At 62.1% G+C, this 23,305-nt stretch carries 20 protein-coding genes; 18 read left to right on the top strand and 2 right to left on the bottom strand.

The annotated features are described in order from the left end of the window. Positions 1 to 45 precede the first annotated feature (45 nt). The 9 genes from OIU19_RS09825 (at position 46) to OIU19_RS09785 (ending at position 11,864) form a co-directional block, all read left to right on the top strand. Positions 46 to 762, top strand: coding sequence for an SIMPL domain-containing protein (locus tag OIU19_RS09825; RefSeq protein WP_264234842.1), 717 nt, complete (start codon positions 46 to 48; stop codon positions 760 to 762). 429 nt (positions 763 to 1,191) lie between these two features. Further along, the gene (locus OIU19_RS09820; RefSeq protein WP_264234841.1) at positions 1,192 to 2,817 is read left to right on the top strand and encodes an ABC transporter substrate-binding protein; all 1,626 of its coding nucleotides are present in this window, start codon (positions 1,192 to 1,194) and stop codon (positions 2,815 to 2,817) included. Positions 2,818 to 3,030: 213 nt separating this feature from the next. Next, positions 3,031 to 4,623, top strand: coding sequence for an ABC transporter substrate-binding protein (locus OIU19_RS09815; RefSeq protein ID WP_264234840.1), 1,593 nt, complete (start codon positions 3,031 to 3,033; stop codon positions 4,621 to 4,623). 212 nt (positions 4,624 to 4,835) lie between these two features. Beyond that, a complete protein-coding gene (locus OIU19_RS09810) occupies positions 4,836 to 6,215 on the top strand; it encodes an OprD family porin (protein WP_264234839.1) in 1,380 nt (459 codons plus the stop codon). 71 nt (positions 6,216 to 6,286) lie between these two features. Then, positions 6,287 to 7,882 carry an ABC transporter substrate-binding protein gene (locus OIU19_RS09805; RefSeq protein WP_264234838.1) on the top strand — a complete coding sequence of 532 codons (1,596 nt, stop codon included), beginning with the start codon at positions 6,287 to 6,289 and terminating at the stop codon, positions 7,880 to 7,882. An 88-nt stretch (positions 7,883 to 7,970) separates the two neighbouring features. After that, entirely contained in the window at positions 7,971 to 8,981 is a 1,011-nt protein-coding gene (locus OIU19_RS09800; RefSeq protein ID WP_186554052.1) for an ABC transporter permease subunit, read from the top strand. A 9-nt stretch (positions 8,982 to 8,990) separates the two neighbouring features. Then, complete coding sequence (locus tag OIU19_RS09795) at positions 8,991 to 9,917, top strand: ABC transporter permease subunit (RefSeq protein WP_186554053.1); 927 nt, start codon at positions 8,991 to 8,993, stop codon at positions 9,915 to 9,917. 10 nt (positions 9,918 to 9,927) lie between these two features. Further along, the gene (locus tag OIU19_RS09790; RefSeq protein ID WP_264234837.1) at positions 9,928 to 10,896 is read left to right on the top strand and encodes an ABC transporter ATP-binding protein; all 969 of its coding nucleotides are present in this window, start codon (positions 9,928 to 9,930) and stop codon (positions 10,894 to 10,896) included. Then, complete coding sequence (locus OIU19_RS09785; RefSeq protein WP_186554055.1) at positions 10,896 to 11,864, top strand: peptide ABC transporter ATP-binding protein; 969 nt, start codon at positions 10,896 to 10,898, stop codon at positions 11,862 to 11,864. The genes OIU19_RS09790 and OIU19_RS09785 overlap by 1 nt, the downstream gene beginning before the upstream one ends. A 144-nt stretch (positions 11,865 to 12,008) precedes the next feature. Here OIU19_RS09785 and OIU19_RS09780 read toward each other — a convergent pair whose 3' ends face one another. Next, positions 12,009 to 12,965 carry a hypothetical protein gene (locus OIU19_RS09780; protein WP_264234836.1) on the bottom strand — a complete coding sequence of 319 codons (957 nt, stop codon included), beginning with the start codon at positions 12,963 to 12,965 and terminating at the stop codon, positions 12,009 to 12,011. A 293-nt stretch (positions 12,966 to 13,258) separates the two neighbouring features. Here OIU19_RS09780 and OIU19_RS09775 point away from each other — a divergent pair, with 293 nt between their 5' ends. The 4 genes from OIU19_RS09775 to OIU19_RS09760 all read left to right on the top strand — a co-directional run bounded on the left by OIU19_RS09775 (position 13,259) and on the right by OIU19_RS09760 (position 17,062). After that, a complete protein-coding gene (locus OIU19_RS09775; protein WP_264234898.1) occupies positions 13,259 to 14,068 on the top strand; it encodes a nuclear transport factor 2 family protein in 810 nt (269 codons plus the stop codon). A 63-nt stretch (positions 14,069 to 14,131) separates the two neighbouring features. Beyond that, positions 14,132 to 15,538 carry an FAD-binding oxidoreductase gene (locus tag OIU19_RS09770; RefSeq protein ID WP_264234835.1) on the top strand — a complete coding sequence of 469 codons (1,407 nt, stop codon included), beginning with the start codon at positions 14,132 to 14,134 and terminating at the stop codon, positions 15,536 to 15,538. Between the two features lie 33 nt (positions 15,539 to 15,571). Further along, the gene (locus OIU19_RS09765; protein WP_186554058.1) at positions 15,572 to 15,913 is read left to right on the top strand and encodes a cupin domain-containing protein; all 342 of its coding nucleotides are present in this window, start codon (positions 15,572 to 15,574) and stop codon (positions 15,911 to 15,913) included. 69 nt (positions 15,914 to 15,982) lie between these two features. Continuing rightward, complete coding sequence (locus tag OIU19_RS09760; protein WP_264234834.1) at positions 15,983 to 17,062, top strand: polyamine ABC transporter substrate-binding protein; 1,080 nt, start codon at positions 15,983 to 15,985, stop codon at positions 17,060 to 17,062. 181 nt (positions 17,063 to 17,243) lie between these two features. Here OIU19_RS09760 and OIU19_RS09755 read toward each other — a convergent pair whose 3' ends face one another. After that, positions 17,244 to 18,827, bottom strand: a complete 1,584-nt coding sequence (locus OIU19_RS09755; RefSeq protein WP_264234833.1) for a peptide chain release factor 3 — start codon at positions 18,825 to 18,827, stop codon at positions 17,244 to 17,246. A gap of 579 nt (positions 18,828 to 19,406) precedes the next feature. Here OIU19_RS09755 and OIU19_RS09750 point away from each other — a divergent pair. The 5 genes from OIU19_RS09750 to OIU19_RS09730 all read left to right on the top strand — a co-directional run bounded on the left by OIU19_RS09750 (position 19,407) and on the right by OIU19_RS09730 (position 23,221). Continuing rightward, the gene (locus tag OIU19_RS09750) at positions 19,407 to 20,120 is read left to right on the top strand and encodes an ABC transporter permease (protein ID WP_186554061.1); all 714 of its coding nucleotides are present in this window, start codon (positions 19,407 to 19,409) and stop codon (positions 20,118 to 20,120) included. A 13-nt stretch (positions 20,121 to 20,133) separates the two neighbouring features. Next, positions 20,134 to 21,045 carry a glycine betaine ABC transporter substrate-binding protein gene (locus OIU19_RS09745; protein WP_264234832.1) on the top strand — a complete coding sequence of 304 codons (912 nt, stop codon included), beginning with the start codon at positions 20,134 to 20,136 and terminating at the stop codon, positions 21,043 to 21,045. Further along, entirely contained in the window at positions 21,042 to 21,695 is a 654-nt protein-coding gene (locus tag OIU19_RS09740) for an ABC transporter permease (protein WP_186554063.1), read from the top strand. Before OIU19_RS09745 ends, OIU19_RS09740 begins: the two co-directional genes overlap by 4 nt. Continuing rightward, a complete protein-coding gene (locus OIU19_RS09735) occupies positions 21,692 to 22,849 on the top strand; it encodes a betaine/proline/choline family ABC transporter ATP-binding protein (protein ID WP_264234831.1) in 1,158 nt (385 codons plus the stop codon). The genes OIU19_RS09740 and OIU19_RS09735 overlap by 4 nt, the downstream gene beginning before the upstream one ends. 93 nt (positions 22,850 to 22,942) lie before the next feature. Next, positions 22,943 to 23,221 carry a hypothetical protein gene (locus OIU19_RS09730; protein ID WP_264234830.1) on the top strand — a complete coding sequence of 93 codons (279 nt, stop codon included), beginning with the start codon at positions 22,943 to 22,945 and terminating at the stop codon, positions 23,219 to 23,221. Positions 23,222 to 23,305: the final 84 nt, after the last annotated feature.

Below are 23,305 nucleotides of genomic sequence, written 5' to 3'. Positions count from 1 at the left end.
ATGGAACGCCAATCCCCACGCCTTCAATTCGCCAAGGAGTCACTCATGCAAATCCCTCGTCGCGGCACTGCCCTGATTCTGTCCTGCGGCCTGCTGGCCAGTCTGCCTGCATTGGCAGCCGATGAGCCACGTTACAACCAGGTGTCGCTGCGCGCTGAAGTGAGCAAGGAGGTTGCCCGCGACCTGATGGTCGTGACCCTGTACAGCGAAGCCCAGAACAGCGACCCGGGCAAGCTGGCCAAGGAGATCACCGAGACCATGAACAAGGCCGTGCAACAGGCCCGCCAGGTCAAGGAAGTGAAGATCAGCCAGGGCAGCCGCAACAGCTACCCGGTGTATGACAGCAAAGGCCAGAAGATCACCGGCTGGCGCGAACGCGCCGAGCTGCGCCTGGAAAGCGCCGACTTCCCAGCCCTGTCCAAACTCACCGGCGAGTTGCTGCAAGAGCTGAAGATGGGCGGCATGGACTTCTCCATTGCGCCGAACACCCGCAAGACCAGCGAGGACGAGCTGCTCAAGGATGCAGTCAACGCTTTCAAGGCTCGCGCACAACTGGCCACCGAAGCGCTTGGCGGCAAGGGCTATAAAGTGGTCAACCTGAACCTCAATAGCAGCGGCTATCCCCGCCCTTACCTGCGCAGCGCACCGATGGCGATGAAAGCGATGGGAGCTGACGAGGCGGCGCCGGCACCGGATATTGAAGCCGGTACCAGTGAAGTCAGCATGAATGCCGATGGCTTGATCGAAGTGCAGATGCCTTGATCGGCTGAGTCTTGGGTATTTTTTGGGCTGCTGTGCAGCCCTTCGCGGGTAAACCCGCTCCCACAAGGTTAGCGCTGTTCTGAAGAGAAGTGCTGAACCCTGGGGGAGCGGCTTGTTAAGGCACCTTCCCTAAAGCAATGGTCGCAAAGGGCCTGCTTACAGAGTTTTAAGATCCTTCCTACGCACCTTTAGGGTGCATCCCTATTGCATTCTGCCCTCGAAATATTCGGCAAAATGCCAGCATTTCCCCCTCGCAAACGATCAACTTCGGCGAAACTTACATCAATGCGACATTGATGTACGCCCGTACCACTTTTTTGACGCCAGCTATCCTTCATGGTGTTGCATTGGGAACACCCCCTGCATAAGTATCCGCAGGTCGGCTCACGAGGCCACCTCAAATCCAAAAATGACAACAATGAGGCCACCATGCTCAAACACGCAGTCATTCCGTTCCTGGTCGGCGCAGGCTTGCTTGCCAGCGCACCGTCCGCCCTCGCTGCAAGCAACCTGGTGTTCTGCTCCGAAGGCAGCCCAGCCGGTTTCGACCCAGGGCAGTACACCACCGGAACCGACTTCGACGCCTCGGCCGAGACCGTGTTCAACCGCTTGACTCAGTTCGAACGCGGTGGCACTGCGGTGATCCCGGGGTTGGCCACTAAGTGGGATGTCTCCGACGACGGCAAGACCTACACCTTCCACCTGCGTGAAGGGGTCAAGTTCCACACTACCGATTACTTCAAGCCCAGCCGGCCATTCAATGCCGACGACGTGCTATTCACCTTCAATCGCATGCTCGACAAGAACGACCCGTTCCGCAAAGCCTACCCCACCGAATTCCCGTACTTCACCGACATGGGCATGGACAGCAACATCGCCAAGGTCGAGAAAGTCGATGAGCACACCGTGCGTTTCAACCTCAATCAGGTTGACGCAGCGTTCATTCAGAACCTGGCCATGAGCTTCGCCTCGATCCAGTCGGCCGAGTATGCCGCCCAGTTGCTCAAGGAAGGCAAGGCCGCCGAGATCAACCAGAAGCCGATCGGCACCGGCCCGTTCGTGTTCAGCAAGTACCAGAAAGACGCGCAGATTCGCTTCAAGGGCAACAAGGACTACTGGAAGCCTGAGGACGTGAAGATCGACAACCTGATCTTCGCCATCACCACCGACGCCTCGGTGCGCATGCAAAAACTCAAGAAGAACGAGTGCCAGGTCACCCTGTTCCCGCGCCCTGCCGATATCGAGCCGCTCAAGGCCGACAAAAAGCTGCAAATGCCGCAACAGGCCGGCTTTAACCTCGGCTACATCGCCTACAACGTGATGGACCAGATCAAGGGCAGCAACCAGCCCAACCCGATGGCCCAGCTCAAGGTGCGTGAAGCGCTGGACATGGCGGTCAACAAACAGCAGATCATCGATTCGGTCTACCAGGGCGCCGGCCAGTTGGCAGTCAACGCCATGCCGCCGACCCAGTGGTCCTACGACACCAGCATCAAGGACGCCAAGTACGACCCGGAAAAAGCCAAGCAGCTGCTCAAGGAGGCTGGGGTCAAGGAAGGCACCGAGATCACCCTGTGGGCCATGCCAGTCCAGCGCCCATACAACCCCAACGCCAAGTTGATGGCCGAGATGCTGCAATCGGACTGGGCCAAGATCGGCATCAAGGCCAAGATCGTCAGCTATGAGTGGGGCGAGTACATCAAGCGCTCCAAGGGTGGCGAGCAAGGCGCCATGCTGATCGGCTGGAGCGGTGACAACGGTGACCCGGACAACTGGCTGGGCACCCTCTACGGCTGCGATGCGATCGACGGCAACAACTTCTCCAAGTGGTGCTACAAACCCTACGACGACCTGATCAAGCAGGCCAAGGCCACCTCCGACCAGGCCAAGCGCACCGAGCTGTACAAGCAAGCGCAGCACATCCTCAAGGAGCAGGTGCCGATCACCCCGATCGCCCACTCCACCGTGTACCAGCCCATGAGCGCCAAGGTTAAGGACTTCAAGATCAGCCCCTTCGCCTTGAACGCCTTCTACGGCGTGAGCGTGGAGAAATAGACCCGCCTGCCCATCTTGCCTGAACGGCGTGATGGGCTCGGGCTGCCGATAGTTCATCAGACGCTTCGTCGCGAGCTATCGGAAATTTCCCGCAGTACTAAGCGAATTCGCAACCTGTCATCCCCTTCCTGACGGCCGTACCGTCAGGAACGGGTTTCTGTTGCCGTCATTCATCGCTGCTGCAGCTGACATCGATCAGGAAAAGGACTTGCCATGCGCCAGATTCTGCTGTGTTCCGTTGTGCTTGGCCTGGGCTTACTGACCCAGGCCCCAATCAGCCAGGCCAACAACCTGGTGTTCTGCTCCGAAGGTAGCCCGGCCGGTTTCGACACCGCCCAATACACCAGCGCCACCGACAACGATGCCGCCGAGCCGATCTATAACCGCCTGGTCGAATTCGAGCGCGGCGCCACTGCGGTGCAGCCAGCCCTTGCCGAGAAATGGCAGGTCTCGGCTGACGGCCTGCAATACACCTTCCACCTGCGCCCTGGGGTGAAATTCCACAGCAACCAGACATTCACGCCGACGCGCGACTTCAATGCCGACGACGTGCTATTCACCTTCCAGCGCATGCTCGACAAGCAGCAACCCTTGCGCAAAGCCTACCCCACCGAGTTTCCGTACTTCGTCAGCATGGGGCTGGACAAGACCATCGCCAAGGTCGAAAAAACCGATCCAATGACCGTGGTATTCACCCTCAACAACGTCGACGCCGCGTTCATCCAGAACCTGGCAATGAGCTTCGCCGCGATTCTCTCCGCCGAGTACGCCGACCATCTGCTGGCGGCGGGCAAACCCAGCGACATCAATCAAAAACCGATTGGCACCGGCCCCTTCGTATTCCAGCGTTACCAGAAGGACTCGCAGATCCGCTACAAGGGCAACCAGGACTACTGGAAGCCCGAGGACGTAAAGATCGACAACCTGATCTTCTCGATCAACATCGACCCATCGGTGCGCATCCAGAAGCTGCGGCGCAATGAATGCCAGGTGACCCTGCACCCGCGCCCCGCTGATCTGCCCAAGCTCAAGACAGACAAGCAACTGCAGGTGCTGAGCAAGCCAGGCTTCAACCTCGGCTACATCGCCTACAACACCCGCCATGCGCCGTTCGACCAGCTGCAGGTGCGCCAGGCGATGGACATGGCAGTGAACAAGCCAGCGATCATCCAGGCGGTGTACCAGGACGCCGGGCAACTGGCGGTCAATGCCATGCCGCCGACCCAGTGGTCCTATGACGACACCCTCAGGGACCAACCCTACGACCCCGAGAAAGCCAAGGCGCTGCTCAAACAGGCTGGGGTCAAGGAAGGCACCGAGATCACCCTCTGGGCGATGCCGGTACAACGCCCCTACAACCCCAACGCCAAGCTGATGGCCGAGATGCTCCAGGCCGACTGGAGCAAGCTCGGCTTCAAGGTGCGCATCGTCAGCTACGAGTGGGGCGAGTACCTCAAGCGCATGAAAAGTGGCGAGCACGACATCGCCCTGATCGGCTGGACCGGTGACAACGGCGACCCGGACAACTGGCTGGGCACCCTCTATAGCTGCGGCGCGATTGGCAGCAACAACTACTCGCTGTGGTGCGATCAGCAGTACGACCAGTTGGTCCAGCAGGCCAAGCAGGTCACCGACCGCGAACAGCGCAGCGCGCTTTACCAGCAGGCCCAGCAGCGGCTCAAGCAACAGGTACCGATTACCCCGGTGGCGCATTCCACGGTCAACCAGCCGATCAGCGCCAAGGTGCACGACTTCAAGGTCAGCCCGTTTGGACGCAATGCGTTTTCCGGTGTGAGCGTCGACTGATTTGGCAGTCGGTGCCGGCCTCATCGCGGGGCAAGCCCGCTCCCACGCACCTCGCGTGCTGCGTGGGAGCGGGCTTGCCCCGCGATGAGGCCGGCACCGAATCCTTGCCCCCCGAACTTGCCCGGCCACCCCGCGGCAACCCCTGCACCACCGCAACAGCGCCTGCTCACAAGGCAGGTCGATAACTAAAAAAATGAAAGGGAGCTTTCACCTTGAGACCCATTATCCCCACCGCACTAGCCCTGGCGGTCAGCGCCTTCAGCGCCCTCACCCAGGCCGAACCGGCCAGCCAGGCGTTCTTCCCGCTGAGCCTCAAAGCGTCCAGCGAACAAGCCGAGGCAAGCGGCTTCTTCGAGGGCCAGAGCCTGACCGGCAGCACCCGCAACTGGTACGCCCGCGAACGCGCCACCCGCGCACCGCTGTGGCAGTACAGCAAGAGCGACGGCAGCCGCCACGACACCCACAGCCGCGACAACTGGGTGCAGGGCACCATCCTCAACTACAGCTCGGGCTTCACCCAAGGCACCGTGGGCTTCGCCACTGAAGTCGCGGCCTACAACGCCATCGCCCTGGAACGCGGCCGCGCCGCCATCGCCGGGCCCAACAACCGTACCCTGACCCACAGCGACGGCGACCCGGTGGGCCAATGGAGCAAGGCGGGCCTGGCCAATATCAAGGCACGCATTTCCAATACCACCCTGACCGTCGGCCGCCAGTCGCTCGACACGCCGATGATCGCCTACATCGGCAACCGCGCCCTGCCCTCGAGCTTCCAAGGTGTGAGCCTGCACAGTGCCGAATTCGACAACCTGTCGTTCGACCTGGGCAGCTTCGACCGGGTCTCGCCGCGCACCGAGCAGAGCCTGAGCAAATTCCGCACCGAGTACGGCGCCGCCGGGGTAGAGACCGACCGCGCCAGCACGGCCGGGGTCAACTACCAACCGTTCAAGAGCCTGACCACCAGCCTGTATGCCACCAAGGTCGACGACTTCTGGAACCAGTACTACTTCGGCGCCAACCACGTGCTTGGCGACAGCGCGGTACTGAGCCTGACCACGGGTCTTAACTACTACAAGACCGTGGATGAAGGCAGCAAGAAGATGGGCGAAATCGACAACGACACCTACAGTCTGTCGTTCGGTCTGACCCACCAGGCGCACACCCTCACCGCCTCCTGGCAGCAAGTGAACGGCAACGAGTATTTCGATTACCTGCACGAGACCAACGGCATCTACCTGGCCAACTCGCTGCTGTCGGACTTCAACGGCCCCAACGAGAAATCGCTGCAGCTCTCCTACGTGCTGAACATGGCGCCTTACGGCGTGCCAGGGCTCAAGTTCAACCTGTACAACGCTCGTGGCTGGGGCATCGACGGCACTCACTACCGCGGCAATGCCTACAATGTGCGCGGCATGGACGGCGAGACCCACTATGAGTGGGGCATCGGCACCAGCTACGCGGTGCAGAGTGGGCCGCTGAAAGACACCAGCATCCGCGCCACCTACACCGCGCACCGGGCGAGCAAGGCCCAGGCCGACGGTAGCCTGGACGAGCTGCGTATCGTCACCACCATTCCGTTCAACATCCTCTGACCGTTGACGCCATGGCTCGCAACAGGCGGGCCGTGGCGGCTACGCTGGAATCATCACTGCAGGGAGGTTCCATGAGATCTCTACCGCTACGCGCTGCCCTGGCAGCGGTCATTCTCGGCGCCGCCAGTAACCTGGCCGCCAAGCCACTGGTGGTGTGCACCGAGGCCAGCCCGGAAGGCTTTGACATCGTCCAGTACACCACCGCGGTCACCGCCGATGCCTCGGCCGAGACCGTGTTCAACCGTCTGGTCGATTTCAAGCCGGGCACTACCGATATCCAGCCGGCCCTGGCCGAACGCTGGGAGGTCAGCGACGACGGCCTGACCTATACCTTCCACCTGCGCCAAGGGGTGAAATTCCACACCACCGACTACTTCAAGCCAACTCGCGACTTCAATGCCGACGACGTGCTGTGGAGCATTCGCCGCCAGCTCGATCCAAACCATCCGTGGCACGACAAGACCAGCGTCGGCTACCCGTATTTTGAAAGCATGGCCTTCAAGGACCTGCTCAAGTCGGTGGAAAAGACCGACGCGCACACCGTGGTGTTCACCCTTAACCGCCCCGAGGCGCCGTTCCTGCGCGACATGGCCATGGCCTTCACCTCGATCTACTCCGCCGAATATGGCGACCAGTTGCTCAAGGCCGACAGAACCGGCGAGCTCAACAGCAAGCCGATCGGTACCGGCCCGTTCATCTTCCAACGCTACAACAAGGACGCCCAGGTACGCTTCAAGCCCAACCCTGAGTACTTTCGCGGCAAGCCCCCGGCCGATGCACTGATCTTCGCCATCGCCACTGACAGCAACGTGCGCCTGCAAAAGCTGCGCGCCAACGAATGCCAGGTGGCGCTCTATCCCAAGCCTGACGATGTGCCTTCGATCAAGACCGACCCGAAACTCAAGGTCGCCGAAATGGAAGCCCTGGTGACCGGCTACATCGCCCTCAATACCGAGCACAAGTACCTGCGCGATGTGCGCGTGCGCAAGGCCATCGACATGGCCTTCGACCGCCAGACCCATGTCGATCAGTTGTTTGGCAAAGGCAATGCGCTGGTCGGGGTCAATCCCTACCCACCGACCATGATCGGCTTCAATAGCGACAACAAGAATCCACCCCGCGACCTGGATAAAGCCCGCGCCCTGCTCAAGGAGGCTGGCGTTCCAGAAGGCACGGTGCTGACCCTGTTCACCCGCAATGGCGGCGGCCCGACCAACCCCAACCCACGGCTGTCGGCCGAGATGCTCCAGGCCGACCTGGCCAAGATCGGTATCAAGCTCGACATCCGCGTGATGGAGTGGGCCGAGATGCTGCGCCGGGCCAAGAATGGCGAGGCGGACATGGTTTCCACCGGTTGGGCCGGCGACAACGGCGACCCGGACAACTTCCTCAGCCCCCTGCTCAGCTGCGATGCGGCCAAAAGCGGCGAGAACTATGCGCGCTGGTGCAACCCTAAGTTTCAACAGCTGATTACCCGCGCCCGTGAAGTGATCGACAACGATGAGCGCGCAAGCCTCTATTTCAAGGCCTTGGCGGTGTACGATGAGGACCAGCCTTGGATCAGCATGGCTCATCCGAAGATGTTCACCGCCATGCGTGAGAACGTGGAGGGTTATCACATCAACCCTCTGACCAATAACAACTTCGCCACTACCCGGGTGAAGTAGAACAATAACGACCGCCGGCAACCCACACGGGCACCGGCGGCATGCTCTAACCGGCTGGCAATCCCAGTCTGATGAGGTAACCCAGACAATGTTGAGTTTTATTGCCCGGCGCCTAGGCCTGCTGATTCCGACGTTTTTCGGCATCACCTTGCTGACCTTTGCGCTCATACGCCTGATCCCCGGCGACCCGGTGGAAGTGATGATGGGCGAGCGCAGGGTCGACCCCGAGATGCATGCCCAGGCCATGGAGCGCCTGGGCCTGAACAAGCCGCTGCCAGCCCAGTACCTGGACTACGTCGGCAAGCTGGCCCAGGGCGACCTGGGCGAGTCGCTGCGCACCCGTGAAAGCGTGTGGAACGAGTTCACCACGCTGTTCCCCGCCACCCTCGAACTGGCTTTCGCCGCCCTGCTGTTCGCCGGCATCGTCGGCCTGCTGGCCGGGGTGATCGCCGCGCTCAAGCGCGGCTCGCTGTTCGACCATGGGGTGATGGGCATTTCGCTGGCCGGCTACTCGATGCCGATCTTCTGGTGGGGCCTGATCCTGATCATGTTCTTCTCCGTGAGCCTGGGCTGGACGCCCGTGTCGGGGCGGATCGACCTGCTCTACGACATCGAGCCGAAGACCGGCTTCATGCTCATCGACACCCTGCTCAGCGATGAGCAAGGCGCGTTCAAGGACGCGGTGATGCACCTGATCCTGCCGGCCATCGTGCTCGGCACCATTCCGCTGGCGGTGATCGCCCGCATGACCCGCTCGTCGATGCTCGAAGTGCTGCGCGAGGATTACATCCGCACCGCGCGCGCCAAAGGCCTGTCGCCAGCCCGCGTGGTGTTCGTGCATGGCCTGCGCAACGCATTGATCCCGGTACTCACCGTATTCGGCCTGCAAGTCGGCACCTTGCTGGCCGGCGCGGTACTCACCGAAACCATCTTCTCCTGGCCGGGCATCGGTAAATGGCTGATCGAAGCCATCGGCGCCCGTGACTACCCCGTGGTCCAGAACGGCATCCTGTTGATCGCCTGCCTGGTAATCCTGGTCAACTTCGTCGTGGATATCCTCTACGGCCTGGCCAACCCACGCATCCGTCATCAGCGCTGAGGCCTCGTCATGACTAGCCCGATTCCAAACTCCGTGACCCCGCCCAGCCCGGTCGACCAGAGCCTGCTCTACCCCTCGCCGTACAAAGAATTCTGGCAGGCGTTCTCGCGCAACAAAGGCGCGGTGGCGGGCCTGGCGTTCATGTGCCTGGTGGTGTTCTGCGCACTGTTTGCGCCATGGGTGGCTCCGCACAATCCCAGCGAGCAGTACCGCGACTTCTTGCTGACCCCGCCGGTATGGCTCGAAGGCGGCACCTGGCAATTTATCCTCGGCACCGACGAGCTGGGCCGCGACCTGCTTTCACGGTTGATCCAGGGCGCACGGCTGTCGCTGCTGATCGGCCTGTCGTCGGTGGTGATGTCGTTGATTCCGGGGATCTTCCTCGGCCTGCTTGGCGGGTTCTTCCCGCGTATCCTCGGCCCGTCGATCATGCGCCTGATGGACGTCATGCTGGCGCTGCCGTCGCTGCTGCTGGCAGTGGCGATCGTCGCCATCCTCGGCCCTGGGCTGATCAACACGGTGATCGCCATCGCCATCGTCTCGCTGCCGTCCTACGTGCGCCTGACCCGCGCCGCGGTGATGGGTGAGCTCAACCGCGACTATGTCACCGCCGCCCGCCTGGCCGGCGCCAGCTTGCCGCGCCTGATGTTCATCACCGTGCTGCCCAACTGCATGGCGCCGCTGATCGTACAGGCGACCTTGAGCTTCTCCTCGGCGATTCTCGACGCCGCCGCGCTGGGCTTCCTTGGCCTTGGCGTGCAACCGCCTACCCCTGAGTGGGGCACCATGCTGGCCTCGGCCCGCGACTACATCGAACGCGCCTGGTGGGTGGTGAGCCTGCCAGGCCTGACCATTTTGCTCAGTGTGCTGGCAATCAACCTGATGGGCGACGGGCTGCGCGATGCGCTGGACCCGAAACTCAAGAACGCCGCCTGAGGAGAACGCCATGTCACTGTTGCAGATCAACAATCTCAATGTGCGCTTCGGCGACGCCGATGCCGTACCGGTCGTGGACGGCCTGGACCTGGCGGTGGACGCTGGCGAGATCGTCGCCATCGTCGGCGAATCCGGCTCAGGCAAATCGGTGACCATGATGGCCCTAATGGGCCTGATCGACGCCCCGGGGCGGATCACCGCCGATGCCATGACCTTCGCTGGCATCGACATGCTCAAGCTCAGCGGCCGTCAGCGGCGCAAAGTGGTCGGCAAGGACATCGCCATGGTTTTCCAAGACCCGATGACCGCGCTCAACCCTAGCTACACCGTAGGCTTCCAGATCGAAGAAGTGCTGCGCCAACACCTGGGCCTGAAGGGCAAGGCGGCGCGCCAACGGGCTCTCGAATTGCTCAAGAAAGTCGAGATCCCTGCCGCCGAAAGCCGCCTGGACGCCTATCCGCATCAGCTCTCCGGCGGCATGAGCCAGCGCGTGGCAATCGCCATGGCCATCGCTGGCGAGCCTAAGCTGCTGATCGCCGACGAACCGACCACCGCGCTGGATGTGACCATCCAGGCGCAGATCATGGAGCTGCTGGTCAACCTGCAGAAAGAACGCAACATGGCCCTGATCCTGATCACCCACGACCTCGCCGTGGTCGCCGAAACGGCCAGGCGCGTGTGCGTGATGTACGCCGGCCAAGCGGTAGAGGTCGGTCAGGTACCGGAGCTGTTCGACATCCCTGCCCACCCCTACAGCGAGGCGTTGCTGGCGGCCATTCCCGAGCACAGTATCGGCGCCGAGCGTCTGGCCACCTTGCCCGGTATCGTCCCCGGCCGTTATGACCGCCCGCAAGGTTGCCTGCTGTCGCCGCGCTGCCCTTATGTGCAGGACAACTGCCGACGCCAACGCCCGCCCCTTGCCCCGCAAGCGCATAGCCTGGCGCGTTGCTTCTATCCGCTGAACCAGGAGGTGGCGTGATGACCGCCGTGCTTACCGCCCGTGACCTGACCCGCCATTACGAAGTGTCCCGCGGCCTGTTCAAAGGCCACGCCCTGGTACGCGCGCTCAATGGCGTGTCGTTCGAGCTGGAGGCTGGCAAGACCCTCGCCGTAGTGGGCGAGTCCGGTTGTGGCAAGTCGACCTTGGCCCGCGCACTGACCTTGATCGAAGAGCCCACCGCAGGTTCGCTGCAGATCGCCGGCACCGAAGTCAACGGCGCCAGCAAGGCCGAGCGCAAGCAACTGCGCCGCGACGTGCAGATGGTCTTCCAGAGCCCATACGCCTCGCTCAACCCGCGGCAGAAGATCGGCGACCAGTTGGCCGAGCCGCTGCTGATCAACACGTCGCTGAGCAAGGCCGAGCGCCGTGAACGGGTGCAGGCGATGATGCAGCAGGTGGGTCTGCGTCCTGAGCATTACCAGCGTTATCCGCATATGTTCTCCGGTGGCCAGCGCCAGCGGATCGCCCTGGCGCGGGCGATGATGTTGCAGCCCAAGGTGCTGGTGGCCGATGAGCCGACCTCGGCGCTGGATGTGTCGATCCAGGCGCAAGTGCTAAACCTGTTCATGGACCTGCAAAAACAGTTCAACACCGCCTACGTGTTCATCTCGCACAACTTGGCGGTGGTGCGGCATGTGGCCGATCAGGTGTTGGTGATGTACTTAGGAAGGCCAGCGGAGATGGGGCCGAAGGAAGATATCTATGAGAAACCGCTGCATCCGTATACCCAGGCCTTGCTGTCGGCGACGCCGGCGATTCATCCCGATCCGTTGAAGCCGAAGATTCGCATCACCGGGGAGCTGCCTAACCCGCTCAATCCGCCGGATGGCTGTGCGTTTCACAAGCGTTGCCCGTATGCCACGGAGCGCTGTGGCAAGGAAGTGCCGGCGTTTCGCCAGGTAGGGACGCGGCAGGTGGCGTGTCATTATGCAGAGCAGTTTCTTTAGATTGGCGTGATGCTGTTTGGGGCCGCAAGGCGGCCCCAAAATCTTCAATGCATAAAGATCGCGATCAGAATGATCACCGGAATCGGTACCCCAAGCATCCACAGCAATATAGAGCGCATGATGTTTCTCCTCGAACGTTAACCCTTAGCGAATCGGCGCAGTCCCAGCAGTAACCGCACGTCGTTCGCCATACCCCAGCCCATCCTCGTCGATCCAGCGCGCTTGATCGCGCTGACGACCACCGAACAGTGCAGCGAAGCTTGCGAAAAACGCACCGCACAGCAGCGCAATGAAGGTCCACAGGGCCGTCCACGCCGCCACCTTGGCCGCCGTGTCAGCCGCTTGCTGAGCGGCAACCTTGGCTTTTTGTGCATCCTCCTGAACCTGGGCATAGACCTGATCGACCCGTGCCTCGGCCTCGGCCTGGGTCAAGCGGGTACGCTGCGCCACCAACTGCGCCAGATAGGTCCGGTCAGCCGGATCCATCGCCCCGCCATTGCTCAGGGCGCGGGTGACAATTCGCCCTGCCACCGCATTGGCCGCATCTTCGCTGACGGCCGCAGGGCCCTCGCTGCGGAACAGGCCATCGACGTAGTAACCCATCGGATCGACATCCGGCCCGTCGGCATCCTTGGCAACCGCCGCAGTCGACGCGCCAGCCACTCCACCCACCGCAGCGGCACCCGCCTGGGCACCGGCACTGGCAACATTGCCAGCGGTGGCCACGATCAACGTGGCAGCGACTAAGGTAGCGACCGCCCAGGCCAACAGCCCATGGGCGGTATCGCGGAAATACACCTCGTCACCGTGCAAGTTCGCCCACCTCACCCGCAGCCGCCCAGCGATGTAGCCACCGGCACCCGAGGCGATAATCTGTGTGACCAGCAGCCAGACGATGGTGGAAATACCCAGCGCCTTGGCACTGGCACCCTCATGGGCCCAGGGGGAAGACGCAGCGAACCCCAGGCCTGCGCCGAGGATCATCAGGATCAATGACAAGGCAGCCGCCGCAGCGGCACCCGCGAAGATCGCCGCCCAGGACACACCCGAGCGGTTCGGGCCCTCGGCGACGGTGGTTGGCAGATCGGCAGTGGTAATCATGATTCAGCGCCTTTTGTGGTGAGCAACGATTCCATGTGCTTTGCACTTAGGGCGGTGCAGGCGCTGTGCCAACTGTGTCAAAAAATTACACTCCAACAAATCAATGGGTTAGCCGGATCGGGCTGGTCAGGATCGTGCAAAACACCCGGATTGGCGCTTTGAGCTCAGGGTTTTATGCAAGGTCCAGCGCACGCATCGCGGGGCAAGCCCGCTCCCACCAGGCCCCTGATACAGTGACAAAATGTGCGGGAGCGGGCTTGCCCCGCGATGATCCCACCGGCACCATCACTTGCATGATCCCGAGCCCAATCCCCGACGGCCCTGAGCAAACGCCGATCACCGCCGCAACGGTCCTGCGCTACCACCTCTGCTGGAAGCACCGCGATCTCGATGGGGTGATGGCGCTGTACCACCCAGACGTCGAGTACCATGACTTTTTCCAGAATCGCGTGCTCAACTACCAGGCGCTACGCGACTACGTGCGCGTGTGCCTGCCCCACGAAGCCGGCGAGGACATCGTCCATAGCGATCGCATCCGCGTCGATGGCTGTACCGCGTTCATCCAGTACCAGGTCACCGTGCAAGGCGGCGATGGCCCGGCCGCGTTCCAGTCCAGCGAAGCGATCACGGTCAAGGACGGCTTGATCTGGCGGGTCAACGAGTACGCTACCCTGGTGCGCCAGAGCACGCAGGGGCTCAGCGGCGCCAGCTCGCGGCCGGCTACCAGCCGCCTGGGCTTGTCGCCCAGGCAACTGAGCACCATGGCTCAGGACCTTGAGCACTATTTCCAGCGCCAGCGCCCCTATCTGGACCCCGAACTGGACTTGCAGCGAGTTGCCAAAGAGAGCGGCTACAGCCGCAACCAGATCTCCTACCTGCTCAACCAAGTACTCGGCCAGAGCTTCTATCGCTACGTCAACCAAGCCCGCCTGCAACACCTGCTGGCCGGGCTGGACGATGACAGCGTCGCCTCGACCATGGACGAGCTGGCCTTCAGCGCCGGTTTCAACTCGCTGTCGGCCTTCTACAAAGCCTTTCGCGAACACACCGGTCTTTCGCCCAAGGCCTATGTGAAGCAAGTTTCCCTGCGTGCACGCACGTAAGACAGCCACCGCCACAGGCCCCTAGGATCGGTCACAGACCTTACCGATGTGGAGCCGCACCTGATGCAACCCTGGCGCACGATCAGCCTTTGGATGGACCAGCTCGACGAGCCCCTCAGCGCACGCCCCGCCCTGCGCGAAGACCTCGACCTCGACGTGTGCATCATCGGTGCTGGCTACACCGGGCTGTGGACCGCCTATTACCTCAAGCGCCAGGCACCGCAACTGAAGACCGCCATCGTCGAAGCCAATATCGCCGGCTTCGGCGCCTCCGGGCGCAACGGCGGCTGGCTGATGGGCAACCTGCTGGGGGAAGATCGCCTGCTGGCCACCCTTTCGCCGCAACAACGGCGCGCCAGCATCGACTTGCTGCATGGCATTCCCGATGAAGTCGACAGCGTGCTCCAGCGCGAAGGCATCGACTGCGACTATCGCAAAGGCGGCGTGCTGTATTGCGCCGCGCGCTACCCCGAGCAGGAGCGCAGCCTGCGCGCCTACCTCGACGACCTCTATCGCCAAGGCATGACCGAAGATGACTACCGCTGGCTGCGCCCCGAGCAGCTGGATGGGCAGCTGCGCGTGAGCAACGCCTACGGCGCGATCTTCAGCCCGCATACCGCCACCATTCAGCCAGCCAAGCTGGTGCGCGGCCTGGCCCGGGTAGTCGAGAGCATGGGTGTGACAATCTACGAGAACACCCCCGCCAATGACTTTCAGCCCGGCGAAGTGCGCACGCCGCTGGCCAAGGTGCGCGCCCACTGGGTGGTGCCGGCTGTGGAAGGCTACGCCGCCAGCCTACCGCCGCTGGGTAAGCATCAATTGCCGGTGCAGAGCCTGCTGGTGGCCACCGAGCCGCTGCCTGAATCGACTTGGGAACAGATCGGCCTGGCTCAAGGGCAAGCCTTCAGCGAGAGCAGCCGCCAGGTCACCTACGGCCAGCGCACCGCCGATAACCGCCTGGTGTTCGGCGCACGCGGCGGTTATCGCTTCGGCGGTCGCCTGCGCGAGAACTTCAACCTTGAAGACAACGAGGTCGAGCTGCGCCGTTATCTGTTCGGCGAACTGTTCCCGCAACTCAAGCACGTGCGCATCACCCACTCCTGGGGCGGCAATCTCGGCATGGCACGGCGGTTCCGCCCGCACATGCTTTGCGACCGTCAGCGCGGCATTGCCCTGGCCGGCGGCTATGGCGGTGAAGGCGTCGGCGCTACCAACCTCGGCGGGCGCACCCTGGCGGCGTTGATTCTCGGCCAACACAACGCACTCACCGCCCAGCCCTGGGTGCACGACAACCGCCCAGTGTCGAGCCTGGCCAGCTGGCCGCCCGAACCGTGCCGCTGGCTGGGCTACAACGCGATCATCAAGAGTTTCGTCCACGAGGACAGGACCCTCGCCAACCCTGCCAGCGCGCCGTGGAGGCGGCGCCTGGCCAGTGGCCTGGCGGACTTCATGGAAGGCTTCATGCACTGACTTGCCTTTATCACCACACAGGATCCACCGGTCATGAGCATTACCCAGTTCAAGCACACCGACAGCGCCATCCTCGAGCACGCCAACCCGGTCGCCGTCCCCCTTGGCGAGCCCGTCGCGGTGACGTCGGTCACCAGCGTCGAGCGCAGCGACGGCGTCGAAACCGGCATTTGGGAGTGCAGCCCAGGACGCTGGCGGCGGCAGATCGTGCAACAGGAGTTCTGCCACTTCATCAAGGGCCGCTGCACGTTCACCCCCGACGGTGGCGAGCCCCTGCTCATAGAAGCCGGAGACGCACTGATGCTACCGGCCAACAGCACCGGCACCTGGGATATCCAGGAGACCGTGCGCAAGACTTACGTTCTGATTTTCTGATCCGCTGATCGCCTCTGCCGCCTTTCGATACCCCTTCGATAACAACAGACCAAGCAAGGTATACCGGACATGCGCACGCTTCTTATCGCCCCACTGATGCTGGCCGCCTGCGTGGCCAATGCCGCCGACTCGGTGAAGATCTACAACTGGTCCAGCTACATCGCCCCCGACACCCTGAAGAACTTCCAGCAGGCCAGCGGCATCGTGCCGACCTACGACGTGTTCGACAGCAACGAGACGCTCGACGGCAAACTGATGACCGGTAACTCCGGCTACGACGTGGTATTCCCTTCCAACCATTTCATGGCCCGGCAAATTCAAGGCAAGGCCTTGAAGAAGCTGGACAAGAGCCAGCTGCCCAACTGGCACAACCTCAACCCAGTGCTGCTCAAGGCGCTGGAGGTCAATGACCCGGGCAACCAGTACGGTTTCCCCTACCTGTGGGGCAGTACCGGCATCGGCTACAACATCGACAAGGTCAAGGCGGTGCTTGGCGATAATGCCCCGGTCGACTCCTGGGACTTGATCTTCAAACCCGAGTACATGGCCAAGCTCAAGAGCTGCGGGGTGGCGGTGCTCGACAATGGTCCGGAGCTGCTGCCAATCGCCCTGCACTACCTGGGCTTGCCGCACCACAGCCAGGATCCGAAGGACTACGACAAGGCCAAAGCGCTGTTGATGAAGGTGCGCCCGTACATCAGCTACTTCCACTCGTCCAAGTACACCGGCGATCTGGCCAACGGCGATGTCTGCGTGGTGGTCGGTTTTTCGGGGGATGTGCTGCAGGCGAAGAACCGCGCCGAGGAGGCCAACAATGGCGTGAAAGTGGGCTATTCGATTCCCAAGGAAGGCGCGCCGATGTGGTTCGACATGGTCGCCATGCCCGCCGATGCGCCCAACGAGAAGGCCGGCTACGCCTACATGAATTACTTGCTGCAGCCGGATGTGATGGCCAACATCAGTAACCATGTGCAGTACGCCAACGGCAACCTCAAGGCGGATGCGCTGGTTGACCCGGCGATGAAGGGCAACACGATGATTTATCCGAGTGAGGATGTGATGGGCAAGCTGTATGCGCTTGAGGCGATGCCGGCGAAGATCGACCGGATTCGCACCAGAGTCTGGACAAGCATCAAAGCTGGCAATTGAGGATTGGGGCCGCTGCGCGGCCCTTCGCGGGCAAGCCCGCTCCCACAGGTACAGCGCTGCCCTCAATTTCAGCGCTGCACCTGTGCTAACTCACAGGGACCGCGCTGTTTTTTGGCTCAACACAGTCCCTGTGGGAGCGGGCTTGCCCGCGAAGGGCTGCGCAGCAGCCCAAATACGCGGATCAGTGGTGTTCGCGAGTCGCGCGGAATTTCACATCCGGCCAGCGCTCTTCCATCAGCGCCAGGTTGACCCGCGTCGGCGCCAGGTAGGTCAGGTGACCACCGCCATCCACTGCAAGGTTTTCCACCGCCTTGTTCTCGAACTCCTCGAATTTCTTCTTGTCATCGCAGCTGATCCAACGCGCCGACCAAACCGTGATCGGCTCATAGGCGCATTCGACCTTGTACTCTTCCTTCAAACGGCTGGCGACCACATCGAACTGCAGCACACCAACCGCGCCGAGGATGATGTCGTTGCTGCGCAGCGGGAAGAACACCTGGGTGGCGCCCTCTTCGGCCAACTGTTGCAGACCCTGACGCAGCTGCTTGGACTTGAGCGGATCCTTCAGGCGTACCCGGCGGAACAGCTCTGGGGCGAAGTGCGGAATACCGGTGAAGCCCAGGTTCTCGCCTTCGCTGAAGGTATCGCCGATCTGGATCGTGCCGTGGTTGTGCAGGCCGATGATGTCACCGGCATAGGCTTCTTCCAGCTGCTCACGCTCGGAGGAGAAGAAGGTCAGGGCGTCGCCGATGCGCACGTCCTTGCCGGTGCGCACATGGCGCATCTTCATGCCCTTCTCGTACTTACCAGAGCAGATCCGCATGAAGGCGATGCGGTCGCGGTGTTTCGGGTCCATGTTCGCCTGGATCTTGAACACGAAACCGCTGAACTTCTCTTCCACGGGCTCAACGGTCCGCTCATGAGCGACACGGGCCAGCGGACGCGGCGCCCAATCGACCACGGCGTCGAGCACATGGTCGACGCCGAAGTTGCCCAAGGCGGTACCGAAGAACACCGGCGTCAGCTGACCGTTGATGAACTCGTCCTGGTCGAACTCATGGCAGGCGCCCTGCACCAGCTCCAGTTGTTCGAGGAAGCGCTCGTACTCATCGCCCAGATGCGCGCGGGCTTCGTCGGAGTCGAGCTTCTGGATGATCTTGACCTCTGTACGCTCGTGGCCATGGCCTGGGGTGTAGACGATGATGTAGTCGCCTGCCAGGTGATAGACACCCTTGAAGTCGCGGTAGCAACCAATCGGCCAGGTGATCGGCGCGGCCTTGATCTTGAGTACCGCTTCGATCTCGTCGAGCAGCTCGATCGGGTCGCGAATATCGCGGTCGAGTTTGTTGATGAAGCTGACGATCGGAGTATCCCGCAGACGGCAGACGTCCATCAGGGCGATGGTCCGCGGCTCTACACCTTTACCACCATCGAGCACCATCAGCGCCGAGTCGACCGCGGTCAGGGTGCGGTAGGTGTCTTCGGAGAAGTCTTCGTGGCCGGGGGTGTCGAGCAGGTTGATCATGTGCTCGCGGTAGGGGAACTGCATCACCGAGGTGGTGATGGAGATGCCGCGTTGCTTCTCCATTTCCATCCAGTCGGAGGTGGCGTGGCGGTCGGACTTACGCGACTTCACGGTACCGGCGACGGCAATGGCCTTGCCCATCAGCAGGAGCTTCTCGGTGATGGTGGTCTTACCGGCGTCGGGGTGGGAAATGATTGCGAAAGTGCGGCGCTTCGCGACTTCGGCGGCCTGGTTGGTCATGGGAAATCGCCTGACTGGGGATTGAAAAAAGGGGCGATATCATACCTGAAGTCGGCCAAGGACCAAAGCCGGGGTGTCGGGCGTTCCGGCAAAAATGATGGGTGGTCTACTCCAGCCTCTGCGCGAGTCATCCTGCTCTTACCGGGATTACCACCAAACCTGTGGGAGCGGGCTTGCCCGCGAAGAGGCCGCAACAGGCAGAACCCCAATGTCTGCGACACAAAATAATTTAACTGCCCAGGCTTTTCATGACAAATGGCTGCAGCGCAGTTATTTCAACGCCTGTAACGCACAAAGTCGCTGCTTTATCCTGCTAATAAGCACGCTACCCAGTGATTAACGCTGGCCAAATGCCGCTGTAGATGGGAACCTTTACGGCTACGGAGACGTCCACTCCCCTGTAACCGCCGCTGGTTGGGGACTGGTTTCATCAGCATTTTCGGGCCCGACGGGGTCCGGCTCATGGCCTGATCGCAGCCTTCGGTTGCTTCACGCTGCTACTCGCGAACACACCACTCGCTGCCAGGTATGGTCGGCCAAAAAAAGAGTGTGCTCGCCGACAACACAAGGAGTCCGCCTGTGGCTACACGCTACGGAAAAGGGCTGTTGGGATGCGCCACTGTGCTCGTCATCCTGGCCCTGCTGATCCACTGGATCGGCCTCGATACGATCGCGCGCTATCGCGACGATCTGTGGTTTTACCTGCAAGCGCACCTGGTGCTGGTGCTGGCTTCGATGGCGGCGGCGTTGGCCGTGGGCATCCCCGCTGGCATTGCGTTGAGTCGACCGCACCGGGTCGACAAAGCCGAGCGCTTCATGCAGTTCTTCAACGTTGGCAACACCATTCCCCCCCTGGCCGTTCTGGCCATTGCCCTGAGTATCCTGGGCATCGGCGCAGGTCCTGCGATCTTCGCGCTGTTCCTCGCCTCCCTCCTGCCTATCGTGCGCAACACCTACGAGGGTCTGAAAAACGTCCCCGCCTCGCTCAAGGAAGCCGCCACCGGCATCGGCATGACCCCGCGCCAGCAACTCTGGCAGGTCGAATTGCCCAATGCCGTGCCGATCATCGTCGGCGGTGTGCGCGTGGCCCTGGCGCTGAACGTCGGCACCGCCCCCCTGGCCTTCCTGATCGGCGCCAACAGCCTGGGCAGCCTGATCTTCCCCGGCATCGCCCTGAACAACCAGCCACAACTGTTGCTCGGCGCTGCCTGTACCGCGTTGCTGGCACTGGTGCTGGATGCCGCGGTGAGTTTCTCCAGCAAGCGCTGGCTGGAACGTGGCCTGGCCCAATAACAAGAGGGAACGTATGAACAAGACAATCGCCTTGCTGCTGGGCGCGGCCCTGCTGTTCGCAGGATTTGCCCAGGCGGCGGACAAACCGCTGGTACGCATCGGCGCGCGGGTGTTCACCGAACAGACCGTGCTCGCTGAAATCACCGCCCAATACCTGCGCGCCAACGGCTTCGATGTGCGCGTGACCACTGGCCTTGGCAGCAGCATCGCCCGCCAGGCGCAGGAAACTGGCCAGCTCGACCTGATGTGGGAATACACCGGGGTGTCGCTGGTGTCCTACAACCACATCGACGAGCGCATGCCCAGCGCCGAGGCCACCTATGCCAAGGTCAAGGAGCTGGACGCAAAGAAAGACCTGATCTGGCTGACCCCGTCGAAATTCAGCAACACCTATGCCCTGGGCTTGCCCAAGCAGGTCGCCGAGGCCTACCCGCAGATCAACTCGATCAGCGACCTCAACCAGGTGCTGCGTGACGAACAGCAGCGTAATCACCTTGTGGCCCTGGACACCGAGTTCGCCAACCGCCCAGACGGCCTGGTCGGCCTCAAAGAGATGTACGACCTGCAAGTTGGCCGCGCCAACATCCGCCAGATGGACGCCGGCCTGGTCTACACCGCTATGCACAACAACCAGGTGTTCGCCGGCCTCGTCTACACCACCGACGGGCGCCTGAGCGCGTTCAACCTCAAGCTGCTCGAAGACGACAAGCACTACTTCCCCGACTACACCGCAGCACCGGTGGTGCGCAAGGCAGTGCTCGACGCCAACCCGCAACTGGTCGCCCTGCTCAAGCCGCTGGCCGAACAGCTCGACGACGAGACCATGCGCCAGCTCAACGCCAAGGTCGACGTCGACCACCAGAACCCCACCGCCGTCGCCGCCGCCTTTCTGCGTGAGCACCCCCTCAAGGAGGTCCAGCCATGAGCTTGCTCGACACGTTCGCCCACCTCGACTGGGCCCAGGTGCTGCAGCTGACCTGGCAGCACATCATGCTGGTCGGCATCGCGGTCAGCCTGGCCATTCTCGTCGGCGTGCCGCTGGGCATCCTGATGACCCGCTTCCCGGTCGTTGCCGGCCCGCTGCAAGCCAGCGCCACTGTGCTGCTGACCATCCCCTCGATCGCCCTGTTCGGCCTGCTGCTGCCGTTCTACTCCAAGTTCGGCCAGGGACTCGGCCCGCTGCCAGCGATCACCGCGGTGTTCCTTTATTCACTGCTGCCGATCCTGCGCAACACCTACCTGGCGCTGACCAACGTCGAGCCGGGCATCCGTGAAGCCGCACGCGGCATCGGCATGACCTTCGGCCAACGCCTGCGCATGGTCGAGCTGCCCATCGCGGTGCCGGTGATCCTCGCTGGCGTGCGGACCGCCGTGGTGATGAACATCGGCGTCATGACCATCGCCGCAACCATCGGCGCTGGCGGCCTGGGCGTACTCATCCTCACTTCCATCAGTCGCAGCGACATGTCGATGCTGCTGGTCGGCGCCGTGCTGGTCAGCCTGCTGGCGATCATCGCCGACCTGCTCCTGCAAACCCTGCAACGTGCCCTGACTCCAGAAGGACTGCGCTCATGATCGAACTCAAGAACCTCAGCAAGACCTTCAACGTCAACGGCAAGGACGTCAAAGCCGTCGACTCGGTAAGCCTGACCGTCAACGAAGGCGAAATCTGCGTATTCCTCGGCCCCTCGGGCTGCGGCAAGAGCACCACCCTGAAGATGATCAACCGCTTGATCACGCCGACCTCCGGCCAGGTGTTCATCAATGGCGAAGACACCACTGGCCTGGACGAAGTGACCTTGCGCCGGCACATCGGCTACGTAATCCAGCAGATCGGTCTGTTTCCCAACATGACCATCGAGGAGAACATCACCGTGGTGCCGCGCTTGCTCGGCTGGGACAAGCAAAGATGTCACGAGCGCGCCCGCGAGCTGATGAGCATGATCAAGCTCGAGCCCAAGCAGTACCTGCAGCGCTATCCGCGGGAACTGTCCGGCGGCCAGCAGCAGCGTATTGGTGTGATTCGCGCACTGGCTGCCGAAGCGCCAGTGCTGCTGATGGACGAACCGTTCGGCGCGGTCGACCCGATCAACCGGGAGATGATCCAGAACGAATTCTTCGAGATGCAGCGCGCGCTGAACAAGACCGTGATCATGGTCAGCCACGACATCGACGAGGCCATCAAGCTGGGCGACAAGATCGCCATCTTCCGCGCCGGCAAGCTGCTGCAGCTGGATCATCCAGACACCCTGCTGGCCCATCCGGTGGATGATTTCGTCAGCAACTTCGTAGGCCAGGACAGCACGCTCAAGCGCCTGCTGCTGGTGCGGGCAGAAGACGCGGCGGACAACGCGCCCTCGGTCAGCCCCGAGACGCCGGTCAGCGATGCGCTGGAGCTGTTGGACGAGCATGACCGGCGCTATGTGGTGGTCACCGATGGGGGTAACAAAGCGCTGGGCTATGTGCGCCGGCGTGACATGCATCGCCAGCAAGGCACCTGTGGCGACTTCCTGCGCCAGTTCAATGCTACCGCCTCGCATGATGAGCACCTGCGCATCCTGTTGTCGCGGATGTACGAATTCAACCGGGCCTGGCTGCCGGTGCTGGATGCCGAGCAGGTATTCCTCGGCGAGGTCACCCAGGAGTCGATTGCTGCCTACTTGAGCTCGGGACGCTCGCGCGGGGCCAAGACCAGCATTGTTTCACCCGCAGAAGCGGTGGTTTCTTAAGACCGTTCGCGCAATAACCTAGGAGCAGGCTGACTTATATAGGCCCTACGTCCGGGCATCATTGGCGATCACCGATGTTACCCGGACCGCGCCATGAGAAAGTCGATCACTGCTTGTTGCATCTTCGCCTGCATGACAGTCGAAGCGGAATTCAACGTGCAATCCGAGCAGGCCTCAAGCCTGCAGTGGCAGGCGCAGGACTGCCGGAAACTGAAGGGCATGGAGCAAAGTCTGTGTCTGAAAAGCGGGGCCGTTGCATCCGATTGCCAGTCTCTGGGCAATGCCCATGATCGCAATCAGTGTCTGCTTGGCATTACTGACCAGCAGGCTCCGCAAAAACGCAGCTTTGATGGGCAACCAAGGCCGCGATAATCAGTAGAGAGGCGCCCTGCTGAGCGGCCTTTTCGCGGGCAAGTCGCAGCGGTGCGCCGCTGCGACTTGCCCGCGAAAAGAGCG

The organism is Pseudomonas sp. BT-42-2 (assembly GCF_025847435.2).
In the GTDB taxonomy this organism is placed as follows: Bacteria; Pseudomonadota; Gammaproteobacteria; order Pseudomonadales; family Pseudomonadaceae; genus Aquipseudomonas; species Aquipseudomonas urmiensis.
This window is presented reverse-complemented; position numbering and strand designations above follow the sequence as displayed.